Genomic DNA, 19,299 nt, shown 5'->3' with positions numbered 1-19,299 from the left:
GCCGGAAGGAGACGCTGCATGCGTCCGGCAGAAGCCGCCTCACCCGATCTTGAAATCTCCCGACGCGCAGTGATGCTGCCCATCGCGGACATCGCCCGCCGGGCGGGCATCCCCGACGAGGCGCTGGAGCCCTACGGGCGGCACAAGGCCAAGGTGGATCCCGGCCTGGTGCCCGACGCCGGTACCCGGGGAGCGGTCGTGCTGGTCACCGCCATGAGCCCCACCCCGGCCGGCGAAGGCAAATCCACCGTGACCGTGGGCCTGGCCGACGCCCTGGCCCGCACCGGCCGGCGCACCATCGCGGCCCTGCGGGAACCTTCCCTGGGACCGGTCCTGGGCATGAAGGGCGGCGCCACCGGCGGCGGCTACTCGCAGGTCATCCCGATGGAGGACATCAACCTGCACTTCACCGGCGATTTTCACGCCATCACCAGCGCCAACAACGCCCTCGCGGCGCTGATCGACAACCACATCCACCACGGCAACGAACTGGGCATCGATCCACGGCGGATCACCTTCAAGCGCGTCCTCGACCTCAACGACCGCGAACTGCGGCAGGTGGTGGTGGGCCTCGGCGGCCCCGCCCAGGGCACCCCGCGCGAGGACGGCTTCGACATCACCGTCGCCAGCGAGGTGATGGCCGTGTTCTGCCTGGCCCGCGACCTCGCCGACCTCAAGGCCAGGCTGGCGGCCATCACCGTGGGCTACACCTGGGACCGCCGCCCGGTCACGGTCGGAGACCTCGGCGTCGAGGGCGCGCTGGCGCTGCTGCTGAAGGAAGCGGTCAAGCCCAACCTGGTCCAGACCATCGCCGGGACACCGGCCCTGGTGCACGGCGGCCCGTTCGCCAACATCGCGCACGGCTGCAACTCCGTCATCGCCACGTCGCTGGCGCGCCGGCTGGCCGACGTCGTCGTCACCGAGGCCGGCTTCGGTGCCGACCTCGGCGCCGAGAAGTACATGGACATCAAGGCCCGGACCGCCGACGTCGCGCCCGACGCCGTGGTGGTCGTGGCCACGATCCGCGCCCTGAAGATGCACGGTGGGCAGCCGCTGGAGCGCATCGACGAACCGTCGCTCGAGGCGCTGGCGGCCGGCACGGCCAACCTGCACCGGCATCTGCGGAACGTGGCCGGCTTCGGCATCCGTCCGGTGGTGGCGATCAACCGGTTTACCTCCGACACCGACGCCGAACTGCAGTGGCTGCTGCGCTGGTGCGCCGACCAGGGCTTCGACGCCGCAGTGGCCGACGTCTGGGCCGGCGGCGGCGGCGGGCCGGGCGGCGATGAGCTCGCCGTCCGGGTGCTCAAGGCCCTGGACGAACCGCGCAGCTTCCGCCACCTCTACCCGCTGGAGCTTCCGGTGGAGGAGAAGATCCGGACCATCGCCCGGGACATCTACGGGGCGGGGGACGTGGAGTTCGCCCTGCCCGCCCTGCGCCGGCTGGAGGAGATCCGCGCCAATGGGTGGGACCGGCTGCCGGTGTGCATGGCCAAGACGCAGTACTCCTTCTCCGACAACGCCGCGCTGCTTGGCGCCCCGGAGGGCTTCACCCTGCACGTCCGGGATCTGGTGGTGAAGACCGGAGCCGGGTTCGTCGTCGCGCTGACCGGCGCCGTGATGACCATGCCCGGCCTGCCCCGGTACCCGGCGGCGCTGCGCATGGACGTCGACGCCGACGGCACCCCCTCCGGCCTGAGCTGACGCCGGAAGGGGCGCTGACGCCGGAAGGGGTCCCTGGCCGGGCGGAGCGGCCTAGCGCTCGGCCTCGCCGCGGATGAACTGCTCCACCTTCTCGCGGGCGATGTCGTCGTTGTACTGCTCCGGCGGGGACTTCATGAAGTAGCTCGACGCGGAGAGGATGGGGCCGCCGATGCCGCGGTCCAGGGCGATCTTCGCCGCGCGCACGGCGTCGATGATGACGCCGGCGGAGTTGGGGGAGTCCCACACCTCCAGCTTGTACTCCAGCGACACCGGCGCATCGCCGAAGTTGCGGCCCTCGAGGCGGACGAAGGCCCACTTGCGGTCATCGAGCCACGCCACGTAGTCCGACGGGCCGATGTGCACGTCGTCGGCCTTCAGCTCGGCGGAGGTGTTGGAGGTGACCGCCTGCGTCTTGGAGATCTTCTTCGACTCCAGCCGCTCCCGCTCAAGCATGTTCTTGAAGTCCATGTTGCCGCCCACGTTCAGCTGGTAGGTGCGGTCCAGGGTCACGCCGCGGTCTTCGAACAGCTTGGCCATGACCCGGTGGGTAATGGTGGCGCCGATCTGGCTCTTGATGTCGTCGCCGACGATCGGCACGCCGGCCGCCGTGAACTTCTCCGCCCATTCCCGGGTGCCGGCAATGAACACCGGCAGCGCGTTCACAAACGCCACGCCGGCGTCGATCGCGCACTGGGCGTAGAACTTCGCCGCCTGCTCCGAGCCCACTGGCAGGTAGCAGACCAGCACATCGATGGCGGCGTCGCGGAGCGCCTGCACCACGTCCACCGGCTCCTCGGAGGACTCCTCGATGGTCTCCCGGTAGTAGCGCCCCAGGCCGTCGAGGGTGGGGCCGCGCTGCACCCGCACACCGGTGGCCGGCACGTCGCAGATCTTGATCGTGTTGTTCTCGCTGGCGCCGATGGCGTCGGCCAGGTCCAGGCCGACCTTCTTGCCGTCGACGTCGAACGCCGCGGCGAACTGCACGTCGCGGACATGGTAGTCGCCGAAGCGGACGTGCATCAGCCCGGGAACGGTGGCACCGGGATCGGCGTCACGGTAGTAGTGCACCCCCTGCACCAGCGAAGCCGCGCAGTTGCCGACGCCAACGATTGCCACCCGGATGGGATTCTCAGCCACTTTTCTCCTTTGAAGAACAGGTCCCGTGCGGTGCTCCCGGCGCCGCAACGGGACCAGTCTAAGGGCTGTGACCGGGGATACACCCTCGGATTCGGGAGCCCGCGGTCCGGAACCGGGCGGGGCCGCAGACGGCGGCCTCCGGGGCGGCCTAAGGTGGAACGGCCCGGACCGGATCAGCCACCCTCCACCGCAGGGAGTCGAAGATGTCCGCACCTCCGCAGCACCCGGGCGGCCGCCTCGCCCTCGCCGCCGTGCTCACCGCGCTCGCCGCGGCCGGCTGCTCGGGCGGCGGCAGCCCGGAACAGAGCTCCTCCGGCACCGCGGCCGGCACGCCCACCGGCGGCCAGCCGGCGTCAGCCGCAGCCTGCAGCGCGCCGCCGTCGGGGGACATCGGTGCCAGCCCCACCTCCGGGCAGGACTTCAACACCTCCGCGGCCGACGCCTCGGCGCTGGCGCTCTCCGACGGTGAAAGCCGGTCTCTCACAGGCGGCACGATCACCAAGACCGGAGACAGCAGCAGCGAGGACCAATCCAGCTTCACCGGGCTCAACGCCGCGGTGCTCGCCCCCGGCGGCGCACGGCTGGCGCTGTCCGGCACCACGATCAACTCCACCGGCACCGGAGCCAACGCGGTCTTCGCCACCGGCACGGGCTCCCTCATCCAGCTGCAGGACGTCACCATCACCGCCGGCGGCAGCCTCGCCCACGCGGTCATGGCCACCGGCGGGGGAGCGGTGACCGGAGCGAACCTCACCATGGAGACCACCGGCGAGCGTTCCTCCGCCGTCGCGACCGACCGCGGCGGCGGGGAGATCACACTGGCCAACGCCACCGCCCGCACCAGCGGGGAACGCTCCGCGCTGGTCTACTCCACCGGGCAGATCACCGCGTGCAACCTGGCCGGGGCCTCCGGCGCCGCCGAGGCGGTCGTGGTGGAGGGGGCAAACGCCGCGGCGGTCACCGCTTCGGACCTCACCGGCGCCACCGCCGGAGCCCGGCTGTACTCCAGCACCCCCGGCGGCACCGGCGGCGGGTCCTTCAGCATGACCGGCGGCAGGCTCACCGCCCGCTCCGGCGACGCCGTGCTGATCGAAGGCGTCAGCGGACAGGTGAACCTCTCGAACCAGGCGCAGCTGCAGGCGGACGCCGGGATCCTGATCCACGCGACGGAGGGCGCGCGGGGCAGCGCCAGCCTCAGCGAAACGACACTGACGGGCCCGGTGGGCGCCGACGCCGCGTCCAGCCTCGATCTCTCCCTCACCGCCGACAGCGTCATCGAAGGAACCCTGGAAAACGTGGGCGTCACCCTCGACAACACCAGCAGCATCCGGCTCGAGGCGGATTCCACCGCCACCACCGTTGCCGGCGCATTGGTCAGCGGGAATCAGATCACCAACATCACCGGCAACGGCCACACCCTCACCTACGACCCGTCGGCGTCCGGCAACGACTACCTGGCGGGCGGCAGCTACGACCTGCAGGGCGGGGGCACGCTGCAGCCTGCCGCCGCTGACGGCGAAGGCGGCTAGGCGCACAGCACCCGACCGGGAGGACAGTCGGCCGCCCGGCCGGCGAAGGGGAATACTGGAGTCCATGGAGGAACCCGCCCCCCGCCGCCGGCCGCTGCGCATCGTGGTGCCCAGCCGCAACGACCCTTTCCTGCGCCGGTTCACCGAGCTGATCGGCGGCCCGCTGGGCCGCTTCACCGCTCCGGGCATCGTCTCGCCGGGCTTCTGGACCGTGCCCCGGGTGCTGGTCCTGCTGACCGCCGCCGCCGCCCTGCTGGCCGTGGCGGTGAAGACCCCCTGCCGGGCGGCGGGCTGGAACACCCCGGAGCACTTCTACCGGGCCTGCTACTCGGACTGGCCGGTGCTGTTCACCGGGCGGGGCCTGGCCGACGGGGTCTTCCCGTTCCTGACCCCCGGCGCACAGTTCGAGTACCCGGTGCTGCTGGGCCTGATCGCCGGAGCCACCGCGCTGCTGGTGCCCGGCACCGGCACCGGGGCCGACCGCGCCCTGGCCTACTTCGACATCAACGCGCTGCTGGCCACCGGCGCCTGGATCGGCACGGTCATCGCCACCATGCGGATGAGCCACCGCAGGCCCTGGGACGCCGCGATGGTCGCCCTGGCCCCGGCGCTGATCCTGTCCGTCTACATCAACTGGGACATCTGGGCGGTGCTGGCCGCCGCCCTCGGCATGCTTGCCTTCTCCCGCGGGCGGTACCTTCAGGCCGGCATCTGGCTCGGCCTGGGCACGGCGCTGAAGCTCTACCCCGTGATCCTGCTCGGGGCGCTGCTGGTGCCGGCCCTGCGCACCCTGCGGCTGCGGCCGTTCCTGATCACCGCGGCCGCCACGGCGGGCACCTGGCTGGTGGTCAACCTGCCGTTCATGCTGCGCGACATTGAGGCGTGGTCCTTCTTCCTGCAGTTCACGGGCGACCGGCCGGCCGGCTACTCCTCGGCCTGGTTTGCCTGGAACCTCACCGCGGAGCGGCTGGGCCTGCCCGGCGTCGACGCGGGCTTCATCAACCTCTGGGCGTACCTGCTGTTCGCCCTGGCCTGCGCCGGAATCGCGGTCCTCGGCCTCGCCGCGCCGCGCCGGCCGCGGGTGGCACAGCTGGCCTTCCTGATCGTGGCCGCGTTCGTGCTCACCAACAAGGTCTACTCGCCGCAGTTCGTGCTCTGGCTGGTGCCGCTGGCGGCCCTCGCCCTGCCGCGCTGGCGGGACTTCCTGATCTGGCAGTTCTTCGAGGTGCTGCACTGGTGGGCCATCTGGATGTACCTGGCCCGGGAGACCTCCGGCGGCTCCACCCAGAACAACATCGACAATCCCTGGTACGTGGCCGCCGTCGTCGCCCACATGGCGGCCACGGCCTATCTGATGGCCCGGGTGGTGGCCGGGATCCTCGATCCCCGTGAGGACCCGGTGCGCCGCACCGACGTCGACGACCCGACGGGCGGGCCGTTCGACGGCGCCGCGGACCGGCTGCGGCTGAAGGGGCTGCGACCCGTTCGGGTAGCCTTGGAACCGCACGCGGAACCGGCGAAAGAAGCATTGTGACCCCCCAGTCCTACCGTTCACAGCAGTTGACGGACCACGAATTCGAGGCCCTGGCCAAGGAGTATCCGGACACCGTCATCCCGCTGGAGCAGACGCCGATGTGGGCCCGGTTCGAACAGCGGCTGGGGCGGGACCCCTACGGCATCTGGGCCTACTACGACGACGCCGGGAAGCTGGTGGCGCTGGCCTCCTACCTGCGCTCGCAGCGCAGGCTGCGGCCCTCGCTCGTGGTCGTCAACGGTCCGGTCTGGTTCGCCGAGCGCACGGCCGACGCCGAGGCCGCCCTGGTGGCGACGGTGCAGCGCCAGTTCCGGGAGGACCCGGCGGTGGATCCGCTGTACGTGCGGATGCAGGTCGCCCACCCGGCCCCGCCGGTGACCGGGCCGCTGGAGCACGGCTGGTACGAGCGGGAAATCGTGGTGGACCTGACCCCGGACGAAGACGCCATCTTCGCCGCCTTCCGCTCCAACGCCCGGAACCTGGTGCGCAAGGCCCGGAAGCTCGGCGTCGAGGTCCGCAGCATCGAACGCAGCCGGTGGACCGAGGTGTTCCGCACCGAGCTGTATCCGATCCTGCAGGAGACCGCCGCACGGGACGGCTTCACCAGCTTCGATTCCGGCTACTACGAAACGCTGCTGGACGAGCTGGGCGCCCATCTGCGCCTGATGGTGGCCTACGCGGACGGCCGGGCAGTGTCCTGGCTCATCACCACCGAATACCGCGGCTACGCCGTGTACTACTTCGCCGGCAGCTCCGCCGATGCCCGGAAGACCAACGCCCCGTATCTGCTGCTCTGGGAGGCGTTCCGCGAACTCAAGGCCGCGGGCAACAGCGCGTGCGGCCTGACCGGCATCGAGAGCGAGAACTACCCCTCGCTGGCGAACGTGACGACCTTCAAGCGCAATTTCTCCAAGACCGTGGTCACGGTCCCCACCACCTACGACATCCCGCTGCGTCCGGCCCGCTACCGTATATTGGCCGCAGTGCTGGCTGCGCGCCGGGAGATGCCCGGCCGGGCCCGGGCGGCCGTGGGAGCCCTCCGCGGACTGCCGGGGCGGCTGCGCCGGCGCGGATAGGAGACCCATGGCAGACGTCACCGTAGTGGGAGCCGGACCGAACGGGCTGGCGGCGGCCGTGGTCATGGCCCGCGCCGGCCTGGCCGTGGAGGTCCGGGAAGCTGCGGATACGGTCGGCGGCGGCAGCCGCACCAAGGAGCTGATCGAGCCCGGCCACCTCCACGATGTCTGCTCGGCCGTCCACCCGATGGCACTGGCCTCCCCGTTCTTCCGCGACTTCGAACTGGCCCGCCGGATCCGGCTCATCGTCCCCGAGCTCTCCTACGCCAATCCGCTCAGCGGCGGCCGGGCCGCCCTGGCCTGGCACAGCCTGGAGCGGACGGTGGAGGGGCTGGGCCGGGACGGAGCCGCCTACCGGGCGCTGATGGAACCGCTGGCCGAGCACTCCGAAGCCATCACCGACCTGCTGATGGGGTCGCTGCTGCAGTCCCCGCCCACCGCCCTGCGCCATCCGGCGGCCGCCCTGCGCCTGGGCCTCGCCGTCCTCGAGCAGGGCAGCCCGGCCTGGAACCTGCGCTTCCGCGGGGAGGAGGCACCCGCCCTGCTCACCGGCGTCGCCGCGCACCCGGTGGGCCGGCTGCCCAGCCTGTCCTCCGCGGGAGCAGGAACGATGCTCAGCCTGCTGGCCCACACGGTGGGCTGGCCGGTCCCGGAAGGGGGCTCCCAGGCCATTGTCGAGGCGATGGCCGACGACGTCCGGGCCCACGGCGGGGACATCCTCACGTCCAGCCCGGTCACCTCACTGGACGAGGTCCGCGGCTCGCGGGCGGTGTTCCTGGACACGGCACCGGCGGGAATGCTGGCGCTCGCCTCCGACCGGCTGCCGGCGCGCTACCGCCGCAGCCTGGAGGAGTTCCGCTACGGCAACGGCGCCTGCAAGGTGGACTTCATCCTCTCCGAGCCGGTGCCCTGGTCCCATCCCGACGTGGCCCGGGCCGGCACCGTCCACCTGGGCGGAAGCCGGGCCGAAACCGCCCGGGCGGAGCGGCAGGTCGCCGGGGGCTGGCACCCGGACGTGCCGTACGTGCTGGCCTCGCAGCCCACCGCCTTCGATGCCGGACGTGCTCCGGAGGGACGTCATATTCTCTGGGCCTACTGCCACGTGCCGGCGGGTTCGAACATCGACATGACCGAGACCATCACCCGGCGGATCGAGGATTTCGCCCCCGGGTTCCGGGACACGGTCATCGCGTCCCGGGCGACGACGGCCGCCGGGCTGGAGCAGTACAACGCCAACTACGTGGGCGGGGACTTCGGTGCCGGGGCGATCTCCCTGCTGCAGATGCTCAGGCGCCCGGTGGTCTCCCCCTCGCCCTGGCGCACGCCGCTGGACGGCGTCTACCTCTGCTCCTCCTCGACCCCGCCGGGGCCCGGCGTGCACGGCATGGGCGGCTACCAGGCTGCCTGGATCTCCCTGCAGCGCGACTTCGGCCTGCCGGTGCCTTCGCTGGCCGCCTGAGCGCTCCACCGCTCCCCGCGGGCTCCAGCAGCTGCTTCCGCCCGGCGGGGCCGGTCAAAAAGGGGTGAGCCCGTCAAAACCTTGTATGTTGAGGAGTTGCGGCGTCAGGGGGACGCCGTTTTATTCCTTGGGGGGAATTGATGAATAACGGACCCGACAACGCGAACGGATGGGGGCAGGGCGGCAATCACTGGCCGCAGATGTCCCCTCCGGCGCAGGTCCCGCCGCCCGGCCAGCCCGGGCAGCCGTATCCCGGACAGCCTCAGGCTCCCGGATCGCACATCTCGCAGAACCCGGCGGACGCAGGGCAGCAGCAGCCCGCAGCGCAGCAGCCGGTTGCCCCGCAGCAGCAGACCGCCGGGGTGCCCGGCCCGCCCGCCGGGCAGCCTTACGTCGCCGGGCAGCCGCCGGTTCCACCGGGGCCCGCGGGCTTTGGCGCCGGCGCCCCGATGCCGCCGGCGCCGTCCCGGCCGCCGATTCCTTCGGCCGCCTGGCTGGCGGGCCTGCGGGCGGCAGCCCTGGCGTACGGGCTGACCCTCGCCGCAGCGGTCGCCGCGATTGTGCTGCTGGTCATCGGCTTCATGATCGATGATTCGGCGCTGGACTACGCGGCTCCGCTGGCGGGCATCGAGGTTTCTCCTTCCGCGGTGCTGACCCTGCTGGGGCTGCCGTTCCTGCTGGTCGGAATGGCCCTGGGCGGCACTGCCGCGGCCGGCAGCAGCGAGTCGATGTTCGGATTCAGCGCAGACGTGGCCACCAGCATGTTCGTGCTTCCGCTGGCATTGACTGCGGTTGCGGTCATCGTGCTGTGGAGGCAGGGACGGAAGGCCGAGCAGGCCGCCCCGCTGGCAGGCACCGGTGCCCGCTGGTTGGTCTCCGCGGCCACCGGCGGCATGTTCGCCGTGACGGCGCTTGTCCTGGCGCTGGTCTTCACCGTGCGCGACGACGGCAGCACCGTCACCACCGCCGGTTTCAGCCTGTTCCTGGGCGCGCTGTCCATCGGGCTGCTCGCCACCTGGGGCGGCCGTCAGGCCGCATCTCCGCGGCCGGTGCTGCAGTTCGGACCCGTGCTGCGCGCCCTGCCCGAGACGGCGTCGGCCGGTTTGCTCTTCGGCCTGCATTTTGCCGCCTGCACCCTGATCGCCGGGGTCTTCCTGTTCTTCGCCGTCCTGTTCAACGGCAGCTTCGGAGCCCTGTTCGCCGCCCCGCTGTGGATTCCGACCGTCAGCGCCTGGATGTACGCCGCCATGCACTTCTCCGGCATTTCCGCCGCGGCGGGCGGCTTCGGCGGCACCGGCTATATCTTCGACTACCCCGGGTGGGCGGTCCTGCTGGTGGTCCTGGTAACCCTGGCCGCGACGGTCGCGGCCTCCGTGGCCTGGCTGATCATCCGCAACCGGATTCCGGCGGCGGGCGATGTCCGCGCCTGGCTGGTCCTGCCCGCCGTCTTCACCGCCGGCACGCTGCTGATCCAGCTGCTCACCCTCGCCGCCATGGCCGGCGGGGTCGGCGTCAGCGCCGTGATGGGCATGGCCTGGTGGACCTTCCTGGTCATGGCCGTCTGGGCGGCCCTGATCGAAACCTCGTCCCGGTTCCTCGCTCCCCGGCTGGCCCGGGTATTTCCCGCCGTCCTGCGCACCCGCCTGTCGTGGCTTGCGGCGAAGGCACGGTCCGAGTCGGGTCCCGTCCCGGCGCCCGCAGCGCAGGCACCCGCTCCGTCCGCCACGGCGGCACCCGGCACCGCCCCGGCGCCGCCGGCGGCCGCCGACGCCGGCCAGGCAGCCGTGACGACACCCGCGGCGACGGCCGCCGCGCCCGCAGCGGCTGCGACGGGGCAGCTGCCCCCGCAGCCCGCGGATTCCGGTACCGGGACAGCCGCCGCACCTGCCGTTCCCGGCACCGGGATCCCCGAGCCGGCACCGCTGAGCCCCGAGGCCCGGCGGAAGCTGAAGATCGGTGCGCTGGTCGGCGGCGGCGCGGTGCTGCTCGTGATCGCCGTGGCAGTGGCCTACAACGTCCTCGCCGGGTCGGTGTTCAGCCCCAAGGTGCAGGTCGAAAAGTACCTGGATGCCCTGAAGAACGGTGACGCCGAGGCCGCGCAGGAAATGTTCCCGGTCACCGGCGATGCCACCCGGGCGGCGCTGACCAACGAAATCTACGGCCAGGCCGAGGGACGCATCACTGAATACGAGGTGATGGAGGTGTCCGCGCGGTCCGACCGGGCCGACGTCGCGGTCACCGTGTACCGGGGGGACGAGTCCTCGACCATGGTGTTCAACCTCGCCGCCAACGGGCGCACCGCTGTGCTGTTCCAGGACTGGCGGATCGCCTCCGGGCCCTCGGAGTGGACTGCGGACCTGTCCCTGCCGGAAGGCCAGGACACCATCACCGTCAACGGGGTCGAAGTGCAGCTCGACGAGGTCGATGCGGACGGTTACGCCCGGCTCGCGCTGCTGCCCGGCGAGTTCGTGATCGGGGCCCCGGAGGGTTCGAAGTACGTCGAGTACGGGGAGGACCAGGTCGTCGAGATCTCCCCGAACGGCTACTACGACATCGTGCGGTTCGAGGCCGGGTACACCGACCAGCTGGCCGAGGACGTCACCACCCAGGCGAACGCCCTGCTGGCCAAGTGCATGGAGTCCACGGAGATGGAGCCGGCGGGCTGCCCCAACCAGGCGTACGCGTACCGAGACGCCGAGGACTACCGGAACGTCAGCTGGAGCCTGGAGAAGGAACCGACGTATGAGGTCACCGACTATTACTCGGGCGAAATCGTCTTCCGGTCCTCGGACGGCGAGGCCGTCGTGAAATACGAGGAGAACACCGCCTGGCGGGACGGCGAGCAGGAATGGGAGGCCGACGAGGACTCGGTGTCCCTGTACATCAGCGGCGAGGTGCTCCTTGACGGAGACAAGCTCACCGTGGAGTTCACCGACTAGCGTCCGACCGCTCCAGGTTCCGCCGCACCGCTTTCCGGGCCGTTCCCGGCGCGCAGCCCCCAGGGCCGCGCGCCGGGGCGGCCCGGAGGCATGTGGGCTTCCTTTTTGCGGCCAGCCGTGGCGAACTGGAGGAAGCATTCGGCGACAAGGAGCCTGCCATGCCCGTCCACCTGAATGACCACCACCGGGACACCCTCCAGGAGATCCTCCGGCATCCGACCAGCGGCAACATCGAATGGCGAAGGGTGCGGTCGCTGCTTGAAGCGGTGGCCGACACGACGCGGGAGCACAACGGCAAGTACGAGGTCACCCTGGCCGGACAGACCGAGTACCTCACCCCGCCGCACGGCAAGGACATCGACGAACAGACCGTGGTGGACCTGCGCAAAATGCTGCAGCGGGCCGGCTACACGCCCGATACGCGGTAACCGGCCCGCTGCAGCGGGGGATATCCCCTAGTCGACGGTGAGCTCGCCCATCCGGGACCATTCGGTGGCGCCCTCGATCACCGTGTTGATGATCTTCGGTGTTTCCACCAGGGCAGGCTGCATGTCCTTCATGGCCTGCTGGAAGTGATCGCTGTTGACATGGGCGGCCGCGGCGTCGTCCTGGAACGCCTCCACCAGCACGTATTCGTTCGGGTCCTCGAGGCTGCGGGACCAGTCGAACCACAGGTTGCCCGGTTCGCTGCGGGTGGCCTCGGTGAAGGCCCGGGTCAGCTCCGGCCACTGCTCGGCCATCTCCGGCTTGACCTTGAACTTGACGACGATGAAGATCACGGCTGTCCTGCCTTTCGTTCGTGGGGTACAGGCTGCCATCGTATTCCGGCCGGGCGAGGCCCTGTCCAGCCCGATGCCCCTGTCCAGCCCGATGCCCCTGTCCAGCCCGACGCCGGAGGGCGGGCCCCGCCGTCCGCTGCGGCCGCACGGTCCCGGCAGTGCGAGGATGGAGGCGTGGCGCATCTCGACGTATCCGGTATCGACTACTTCCTCTCCGACGGCAGGCAGCTGCTGAACGGGGTCTCCTTCAAAGTGGGGGAGGGGCACAAGACCGCCCTGATCGGGCCCAACGGCACCGGCAAGACCACCCTGCTGCGGATCATCTGCGAAGACATCGCCCCCGACGCCGGGGTGGTGTCCCGCTCGGGATCCCTGGGCGTGATGCGCCAGTTCGTAGGCCAGGTCCGGGACGAGAGCACGGTCCGCGACCTGCTGGTGAGCACCGCCACCCCGGCGCTCGCCGCCGCGGCGAAGGCGCTCGACGCCGCAGAAACGGCCATGATGGAGGACGCCGACAGCGAGGCGGTGCAGATGCGCTACGCCACGGCGATCTCGGACTGGGGCGACGCCGGCGGCTATGAGCAGGAAACCGTCTGGGACGAAGTGACGATGGCCGCCATGGGCCTGCCGTACGACCGGGCACAGCACCGGCCGGCCGCCAGCCTCTCCGGCGGCGAGCAGAAGCGGCTGGTGCTCGAGGCCCTGTTCGCCGGTCCGCACGAGCTGCTGCTGCTGGATGAGCCGGACAACTACCTCGACGTGCCGGGCAAGCGCTGGCTGGAGGCCAAGCTGGCCGCCTCGCCCAAGTCGGTCCTGTTCGTCAGCCACGACCGGGAGCTGCTGGACAACGCCGCCACCCGCATCGTCACCCTCGAGCCGGGCATCAACGGCGCCTCGGCCTGGATCCACGGCGGCGGCTTCGGCAGCTACGTGCAGGCCCGCGCGGACCGCAACGCCCGCTTCGAGGAGCTGCGGCGGCGCTGGGACGAGGAGCACATCAAGCTCAAGGAACTCGTCAACATGTATAAGAACAAGGCCGCGTTCCGCTCCGACATGGCCAACCGCTACCAGGCGGCCCAGACGCGCCTGGCGAAGTTCCTCGAGGCCGGCCCGCCGGAGGCCCTGCCGATCGAGCAGAACGTGTCGATGCGGCTGCGCGGCGGCCGCACCGGCAAGCGCGCCGTCGTCGCCGAGAAGCTGGAACTGACGGGCCTGATGAAGCCGTTCAGCACCGAAATCTGGTTCGGGGACCGGGTGGGCGTGCTCGGCTCCAACGGCTCCGGCAAATCCCACTTCCTGCGCCTGCTGGCCGCCGGCGGCACCGACCCGGACAGGGAACACGAACCGGTCTCCGAGGTCACGATCGCCCCGGTGGAGCACACCGGCAGCGCCAAGCTGGGCGCCCGCATCCGGCCCGGCTTCTTCGCCCAGACGCATGTCCGCCCCGACCTGCTGGGCCGCACTCTGGTGGAGATCCTGCACCGGGGCGACGACCACCGTTCCGGGCTGGGCCGCGAGGCGGCCGCGGCCGTCCTGGACCGCTACGGGCTGGCTGCCCAGGCGGAGCAGAAGTACGACTCGCTCTCCGGCGGCCAGCAGGCCCGCATGCAGATCCTGCTGCTGGAACTCTCCGGCGCCACCCTGCTGCTGCTGGACGAGCCCACCGACAACCTGGACCTGCACTCCGCCGAGGCGCTGGAAAAGGCGATCGACGGCTTCGAAGGCACGGTGCTGGCGGTCACCCACGACCGCTGGTTTGCCCGCAGCTTCGACCGCTTCCTCGTCTTCGGCTCCGACGGCCGGGTCTACGAAAGCACCGAACCGGTATGGGATGAGTCACGGGTGGACCGGATCCGCTGACCACCGGGGGGACAATGGCTCCGTGACCCGTACATCCGAATCCGCTGTCCATACCGCCGCCGCGGTGAACCGGTCGATGTTCGCCGTCTTCGCCGTGTTCGCCCTGAACGGCATCGTCTTCGCCAGCTGGGCCGCCCGGATCCCGGCCGCCGCCGAGGCCCTGGGCATCGGCGCCGGCGGCACCGGCGTGCTGCTGCTGTTCTCCGCCGTCGGCTCCGTGATCGCCCTCCCGCTGGGCGGAGCGGTCGCCGCCCGCATCACCAACGCCGGCGCCGTGCGTGCCGGCGGGCTCACGACGTCGGCCGCCTCCCTGCTGATCGCCTACGGCCTCTCCGCCGGGTCGATGCCGCTGACCGCCGCCGGGCTGCTGGTCTTCGGCGCCGGCATCGCGCTGTGGGACGTGGCCATGAACCTGGAGGGCGCCGACGTCGAGCGCCGCCTGGGCCGGACCATGATGCCCCGCTTCCATGCGGCCTTCAGCGGCGGCTCCTTCACCGGTGCCCTGATCGGCGCCGGGCTGGCCGCGCTGGGCGTCTCCCTGCCGCTGCATCTGGTCGGTGTGCTCGCCGTCGTCGCGGTCACCGTCCTGCTGCTGCCGCGCAGCTTCCTGCCGGCCCGCCCGGTCCGGCCCCGGACCGCAGCCGAAGGAACGCCCGCCGCCGGCCGGGACCGCCGCCGCGGCGGCGCCTGGACCGAGGGCCGGACCCTGCTGATCGGCGTGGTGGTCCTCGGCGCGGCTCTGACCGAGGGTGCGGCCAACGACTGGGTGGCGAAGGCCACCGTGGACGGGCTCGGCAGCAGCGAGACCGCCGGCGCCCTGATGTTCGCCGTCTTCGTGGCCGCCATGACCGTCACCCGCTGGGTGGGCTCCACCCTCATCGACCGGTTCGGCCGGGTCCGGGCGCTGCGCTGGTGCATGGGTGTCTCGCTGGCCGGGCTGCTGGTCTTCGTGTTCGCGCCCAACGTGTGGCTGGCCGGCGCCGGAGCCGTGCTCTGGGGCATCGGCGCGGCGCTCGGGTTCCCCACCGGCATGTCCGCGGCGGGGGAGGACCCGCAGCACGCCGCCGCCCGGGTGTCGGTGGTGTCGACCATCGGTTACATGGCCTTCTTCGTCGGCCCGCCGGTGCTGGGCTTCTTCGGCGAGCTGTGGGGCATCCGCACCGCGCTGCTGCTGGTGGCCGGCGCCATGCTGCTGTCCATCCTGGCCGCACCCGCGGCCAGGGAGCAGCACCGGACGGCGTCCGCGCCCGACTAGCAGTCCCCCGCGAACACTCGGGCAGCCTGTCGCGGCAACCCCTCCGGCATCGCCGCGGACCGAAGCTGTCCTCAAAGCGGGCGCGGTGAGGCCCGGCCCGGGCCTACCCTGCTGCGATGAGTGCTTCCCCCACCACTTCCGCGCTGATTCAGGCGCAGCAGCTGCGCAAAACGTATAAGTCCAAGTCCGGGCCCGTGCATGCCCTGACCGGGCTGGACATCGCCGTGCCGGAACGTACCGTGACGGCGCTGCTCGGGCCCAACGGGGCCGGCAAGACCACCGCCGTGAAGGTGCTCACCACCCTGATCACCGCCGACTCCGGCACCGCCGTGATCGACGGAATCGACGTGGCCGCGGACCCCCGGGCGGTGCGCCGGGTCATCGGGGTCTCGGGCCAGTATGCGGCGGTCGACGAGAACCTCACCGGCCTGGAGAACCTCGCCATGGTCGGGCGGCTGTACCACCTGGGCACCCGCCGGGCCCGGGCCCGGGCCGCGGAGCTGATCGACGTGTTCGACCTCTCCGACGCCGGCTCCCGCCCGGTGAAGGGCTACTCCGGCGGCATGCGGCGCCGGCTGGACCTGGCCGGCGCCCTGGTGAACGAACCGCGCGTGCTGTTCCTGGACGAGCCGACCACCGGGCTGGACCCGCGCAGCCGGCTGGCCCTGTGGGACGTGATCAAGGACCTGGTCTCCGCCGGCACCACCCTGCTGCTGACCACCCAGTACCTGGAGGAGGCGGACCAGCTCGCCGACAGCATCGCCGTCATTGACGGCGGCACCGTCATCGCCTCCGGCACCTCCGACGAACTCAAGGCGGACATCGGCGGGCACCGCGTGGCCGTCACCCTGGTCGCCGGGGCCGACGGCGGCACCGCCCGGGCCGTCCTGGCCCGGCACGGCACCGGCGAACCCCGGGCCGGCGGCGACGGCCGCAGCTGGGAGGTCGCCGTCGTCGACGGACCGGCCGCCCTGCAGCGGGTCCTGGCCGACCTGGCGGAGGCCGGAATCGAACTGCACGACGCCGGCATCCGCCGGCCCACCCTCGACGACGTCTTCCTGCAGCTGACCGGCCGGCCGGCGGAGGCGGACGAGGCGGAGACTGAGGCAGGCAGCGGAGCCGGCAGCGCAGAGAAGGAGGCAGTGCGATGAGCATCGCCGTAGCCCGACCCCCCGCGGCCCGGGCCGAGGCCCCGGCGCCCGGCGTCGTGGGTCGCTGGTTCGCCGACGGCTGGACCGTCACCGCCCGGAACCTGATCAAGGTCAAGCGGTCCCCGGACATGATCATTTTCGCCGTGCTGCAGCCGATCATGTTCGTGCTGCTGTTCAGCCAGGTCTACGGCGGGTCCATCGCCGTGGCCGGCACCGACTACACCCAGTACCTGATGGCCGGGATCTTCGCCCAGACCGTGGTGTTCGGCTCCACCTTCTCCGGAGCGGCGATGGCGCAGGACCTGAAGGAAGGCATCATCGACCGGTTCCGGACCCTGCCGATGAGCAGCTCGGCGGTGCTGATCGGCCGTACCAACGCCGACCTGGCGCTGAACGGGATCTCCATGCTGATCATGATGGGCACCGGCCTGCTGGTCGGCTGGCGGGTGAACACCGACCCGGCGCGGTTCCTCGCCGCCGTCGGCCTGCTGCTGCTGTTCTCCTACGCGTTCAGCTGGGTGATGGCGCTGCTGGGCATGATGGTCCGCACCCCGGAAACCATCAACAACGCCTCGTTTATGATCCTGTTCCCGCTCACCTTCATCTCCAACGCCTTCGTGCAGAGCGCCAACCTGCCCGAACCGCTGCGGATCTTCGCCGACTGGAACCCGGTCTCGGCCCTGGTGCAGGCCGCCCGCGAGCTGTTCGGGAACCTCGGCACCGCCCCGGTGCCGGACACCTGGCCGATGCAGCACGCGGTGCCCACGGTGCTGATCGGCTCCGCCGTGATGCTGCTGGTGTTCGTGCCGCTGGCGGTGCGGCGGTTTGCACGCAGCAGCTCCCGCTGAGCCGCCGTCATCCTTAAGGTGGAGCGCACCGGGGGCCAACATCATTCGTCCGGCCAATGTGCCGTCGTCGCGAACTGCCTAGTGTGTAATACGCAGGAAGACGTGCGAGGGGCCCCGCAGGGGCCCGCACCGACACGAACGGCAGCGGAGCGAGCTGCTGCGCGCGGGCTCCTGCGCCGAACTGTCCGCTCCAACCAGAGGACGAACCATGATTGAGGCACAGGGCCTCGCCAAGCGCTACGGCGCCAAAACCGCCGTCGACGGCATCAGCTTTACGGTCCAGCCGGGCAGGGTCACCGGCTTTCTGGGCCCGAACGGCGCCGGCAAGTCCACCACCATGCGCATGATCGTCGGCCTGGACCGCCCCACCGCGGGCACCGTGACCGTCAACGGGCGTCCCTACGCCCGGCACCGGGCCCCCCTGCACGAGGTCGGCGCGCTGCTGGACGCCAAGGCCGTGCACACCTCCCGCTCCGCGTACAACCATCTGCGCGCGCTCGCCGCCACCCACGGCATCCCCAACAAGCGCATCGACGAGGTCATCGAGCTCACCGGCCTCGGACCGGTGGCGAAGAAGCGCGTGGGCGGCTTCTCGCTGGGCATGGGCCAGCGCCTCGGCATCGCCGTCGCCATGCTGGGCAACCCGCAGACGCTCATCTTCGACGAGCCGGTCAACGGGCTGGACCCGGAGGGCGTGCAGTGGGTGCGCAACCTGGCCCGCGGGCTGGCCGCGGAGGGCCGCACCGTGTTCCTCTCCTCGCACCTGATGAGCGAAATGGCCGTCACCGCCGACCACCTGATCGTGATCGGCCGCGGCCGGATCATTGCCGACGCACCGATCCAGGAGATCATCGCCGGGCAGGACCAGGAGCGCACCCAGGTCCGCACCGACGACGCCGAGGCGCTGGTCAGCGCCATCGGCTCCGCCGGCGTCGAAGTCCGCCGGCTCGAGGCCGACCGCCTGGAGGTCCTGGGCCTGGCGCCGCGCAGCATCGCGGAGGCCGCCCTGTCCCGCGGCATCCTCATCACCGAGCTCACCCCGCAGCAGCTCTCCCTCGAAGAGGCGTACATGGAGCTGACCCGCGGCGAGGTCGAATACCAGTCGCAGCAGATGAACCAGCCGGCTTCCGCTCCGGCCCAGGAAGGACAGCCCGCATGAGCACCGCCACAGCCCCCGCCGCCCGGCCGGCCCGCGCTGCCGGAAACGAACGCGTGACCTTCCCGCGGGTCCTGCGCTCGGAGTGGATCAAGGTCACCACGCTGCGCTCCACCGTCATCCTGCTCACCATCACCGTGGTGGTGATGATCGGCCTGGCCGCCCTCTACGCGTGGTCCACCGCCGTCGCCGCCGACTTCCAGGACCAGGCCGGCGCCATGGGCCCGCAGGGCATCGGCACCGACTTCCAGCAGATGGCCTATGACGCCCCGTCCTCCGGAGTCGTCTTCGGGCAGCTGCTCATTGCCTCCCTGGCCGTGGTGCTGATCGCCTCGGAGTACACCACCGGGATGATCCGCTCCACCATGGTCGCCGTGCCCACCCGCATTCCGGCGCTGCTGGCCAAGACCCTGGTCACCGCCGTCGTCGCCTTCGTGGTGGGCGTTGCCGCCGCCTTCGTCAGCTACTTCGTCGCCCAGCCGCTGCTGGCGCCGGAGAACCTGGAGTTCGGCCTGGACGCTCCCGGCGTGCTGGCCAGCATCTTCAACACCGGCACCTTCCTGGCGCTGGTCGCTGTCATGGGCGTGGCCATCGGCGCGCTGCTGCGCAGCACCGCCGGCGGCGTGGTCACCATCATCGGCCTGCTGTTCGTGCTGGGGATCATCGTCTCGCTGTTCTCCGGCCTGGCCGACTGGATTCCCGACGCCGCCCGCTTCCTGCCCGACTCCGCCGGCGCACGGCTGGTCTCCACCCAGACCAGCGAGGGCCAGCTGACCCAGCTGCAGGGCGGCCTGGTGATGGCCGCCTGGGCCGCGGTGCTGCTCGCCGCCGCCGCCTTCGTCGTGAAGAAGCGCGACGTCTAAGGACCCCGC

The 19,299-nt window shown here is 71.2% G+C and carries 15 protein-coding genes; 13 read left to right on the top strand and 2 right to left on the bottom strand.

Going from position 1 to position 19,299, the window contains the following annotated elements:
• Nucleotides 1-18 precede the first annotated feature (18 nt).
• Nucleotides 19-1,704, top strand: coding sequence for a formate--tetrahydrofolate ligase (locus AC5RV6_RS05915; RefSeq protein ID WP_494006348.1), 1,686 nt, complete (start codon nucleotides 19-21; stop codon nucleotides 1,702-1,704).
• A 51-nt stretch (nucleotides 1,705-1,755) separates the two neighbouring features.
• Here AC5RV6_RS05915 and AC5RV6_RS05910 read toward each other — a convergent pair whose 3' ends face one another.
• Nucleotides 1,756-2,841, bottom strand: coding sequence for an inositol-3-phosphate synthase (locus tag AC5RV6_RS05910; protein ID WP_494006347.1), 1,086 nt, complete (start codon nucleotides 2,839-2,841; stop codon nucleotides 1,756-1,758).
• Between the two features lie 203 nt (nucleotides 2,842-3,044).
• On the opposite strand from AC5RV6_RS05910, the gene AC5RV6_RS05905 reads away from it, so the two are divergent.
• From AC5RV6_RS05905 to AC5RV6_RS05880, 6 genes are all read left to right on the top strand, one after another.
• Nucleotides 3,045-4,370 (top strand): hypothetical protein, encoded by a 1,326-nt coding sequence (locus tag AC5RV6_RS05905; RefSeq protein WP_494006346.1) that lies wholly within the window; start codon nucleotides 3,045-3,047, stop codon nucleotides 4,368-4,370.
• Between the two features lie 64 nt (nucleotides 4,371-4,434).
• Nucleotides 4,435-5,904, top strand: coding sequence for a glycosyltransferase family 87 protein (locus AC5RV6_RS05900; protein ID WP_494006345.1), 1,470 nt, complete (start codon nucleotides 4,435-4,437; stop codon nucleotides 5,902-5,904).
• A complete protein-coding gene (locus tag AC5RV6_RS05895) occupies nucleotides 5,901-6,980 on the top strand; it encodes a lipid II:glycine glycyltransferase FemX (RefSeq protein WP_494006344.1) in 1,080 nt (359 codons plus the stop codon). The genes AC5RV6_RS05900 and AC5RV6_RS05895 overlap by 4 nt, the downstream gene beginning before the upstream one ends.
• Before the next feature lie 7 nt (nucleotides 6,981-6,987).
• Nucleotides 6,988-8,439: a phytoene desaturase family protein gene (locus AC5RV6_RS05890; protein WP_494006343.1), complete on the top strand. Its 1,452-nt coding sequence runs from the start codon at nucleotides 6,988-6,990 to the stop codon at nucleotides 8,437-8,439.
• Between the two features lie 140 nt (nucleotides 8,440-8,579).
• Nucleotides 8,580-11,378, top strand: coding sequence for a hypothetical protein (locus tag AC5RV6_RS05885; RefSeq protein WP_494006342.1), 2,799 nt, complete (start codon nucleotides 8,580-8,582; stop codon nucleotides 11,376-11,378).
• Nucleotides 11,379-11,536: 158 nt separating this feature from the next.
• Entirely contained in the window at nucleotides 11,537-11,806 is a 270-nt protein-coding gene (locus AC5RV6_RS05880) for a hypothetical protein (RefSeq protein ID WP_494006341.1), read from the top strand.
• Nucleotides 11,807-11,833: 27 nt separating this feature from the next.
• Here the strand turns inward: AC5RV6_RS05880 and AC5RV6_RS05875 are convergent, their stop codons facing one another.
• The gene (locus AC5RV6_RS05875; protein ID WP_494006340.1) at nucleotides 11,834-12,157 is read right to left on the bottom strand and encodes a putative quinol monooxygenase; all 324 of its coding nucleotides are present in this window, start codon (nucleotides 12,155-12,157) and stop codon (nucleotides 11,834-11,836) included.
• A gap of 174 nt (nucleotides 12,158-12,331) precedes the next feature.
• Here AC5RV6_RS05875 and AC5RV6_RS05870 point away from each other — a divergent pair, with 174 nt between their 5' ends.
• From AC5RV6_RS05870 to AC5RV6_RS05845, 6 genes are all read left to right on the top strand, one after another.
• Complete coding sequence (locus tag AC5RV6_RS05870) at nucleotides 12,332-14,017, top strand: ABC-F family ATP-binding cassette domain-containing protein (RefSeq protein WP_494006339.1); 1,686 nt, start codon at nucleotides 12,332-12,334, stop codon at nucleotides 14,015-14,017.
• Nucleotides 14,018-14,039: 22 nt separating this feature from the next.
• The gene (locus AC5RV6_RS05865; RefSeq protein ID WP_494006338.1) at nucleotides 14,040-15,272 is read left to right on the top strand and encodes an MFS transporter; all 1,233 of its coding nucleotides are present in this window, start codon (nucleotides 14,040-14,042) and stop codon (nucleotides 15,270-15,272) included.
• 116 nt (nucleotides 15,273-15,388) lie between these two features.
• Complete coding sequence (locus AC5RV6_RS05860) at nucleotides 15,389-16,423, top strand: ATP-binding cassette domain-containing protein (protein WP_494006337.1); 1,035 nt, start codon at nucleotides 15,389-15,391, stop codon at nucleotides 16,421-16,423.
• A complete protein-coding gene (locus AC5RV6_RS05855; RefSeq protein WP_494006336.1) occupies nucleotides 16,420-17,271 on the top strand; it encodes an ABC transporter permease in 852 nt (283 codons plus the stop codon). Before AC5RV6_RS05860 ends, AC5RV6_RS05855 begins: the two co-directional genes overlap by 4 nt.
• A 208-nt stretch (nucleotides 17,272-17,479) precedes the next feature.
• Entirely contained in the window at nucleotides 17,480-18,430 is a 951-nt protein-coding gene (locus tag AC5RV6_RS05850) for an ABC transporter ATP-binding protein (RefSeq protein WP_494006335.1), read from the top strand.
• Nucleotides 18,427-19,290: an ABC transporter permease gene (locus AC5RV6_RS05845; protein WP_494006334.1), complete on the top strand. Its 864-nt coding sequence runs from the start codon at nucleotides 18,427-18,429 to the stop codon at nucleotides 19,288-19,290. The genes AC5RV6_RS05850 and AC5RV6_RS05845 overlap by 4 nt, the downstream gene beginning before the upstream one ends.
• Nucleotides 19,291-19,299 lie beyond the last annotated feature (9 nt).

This window comes from Arthrobacter saudimassiliensis (assembly GCF_059090665.1).
This window is presented reverse-complemented; position numbering and strand designations above follow the sequence as displayed.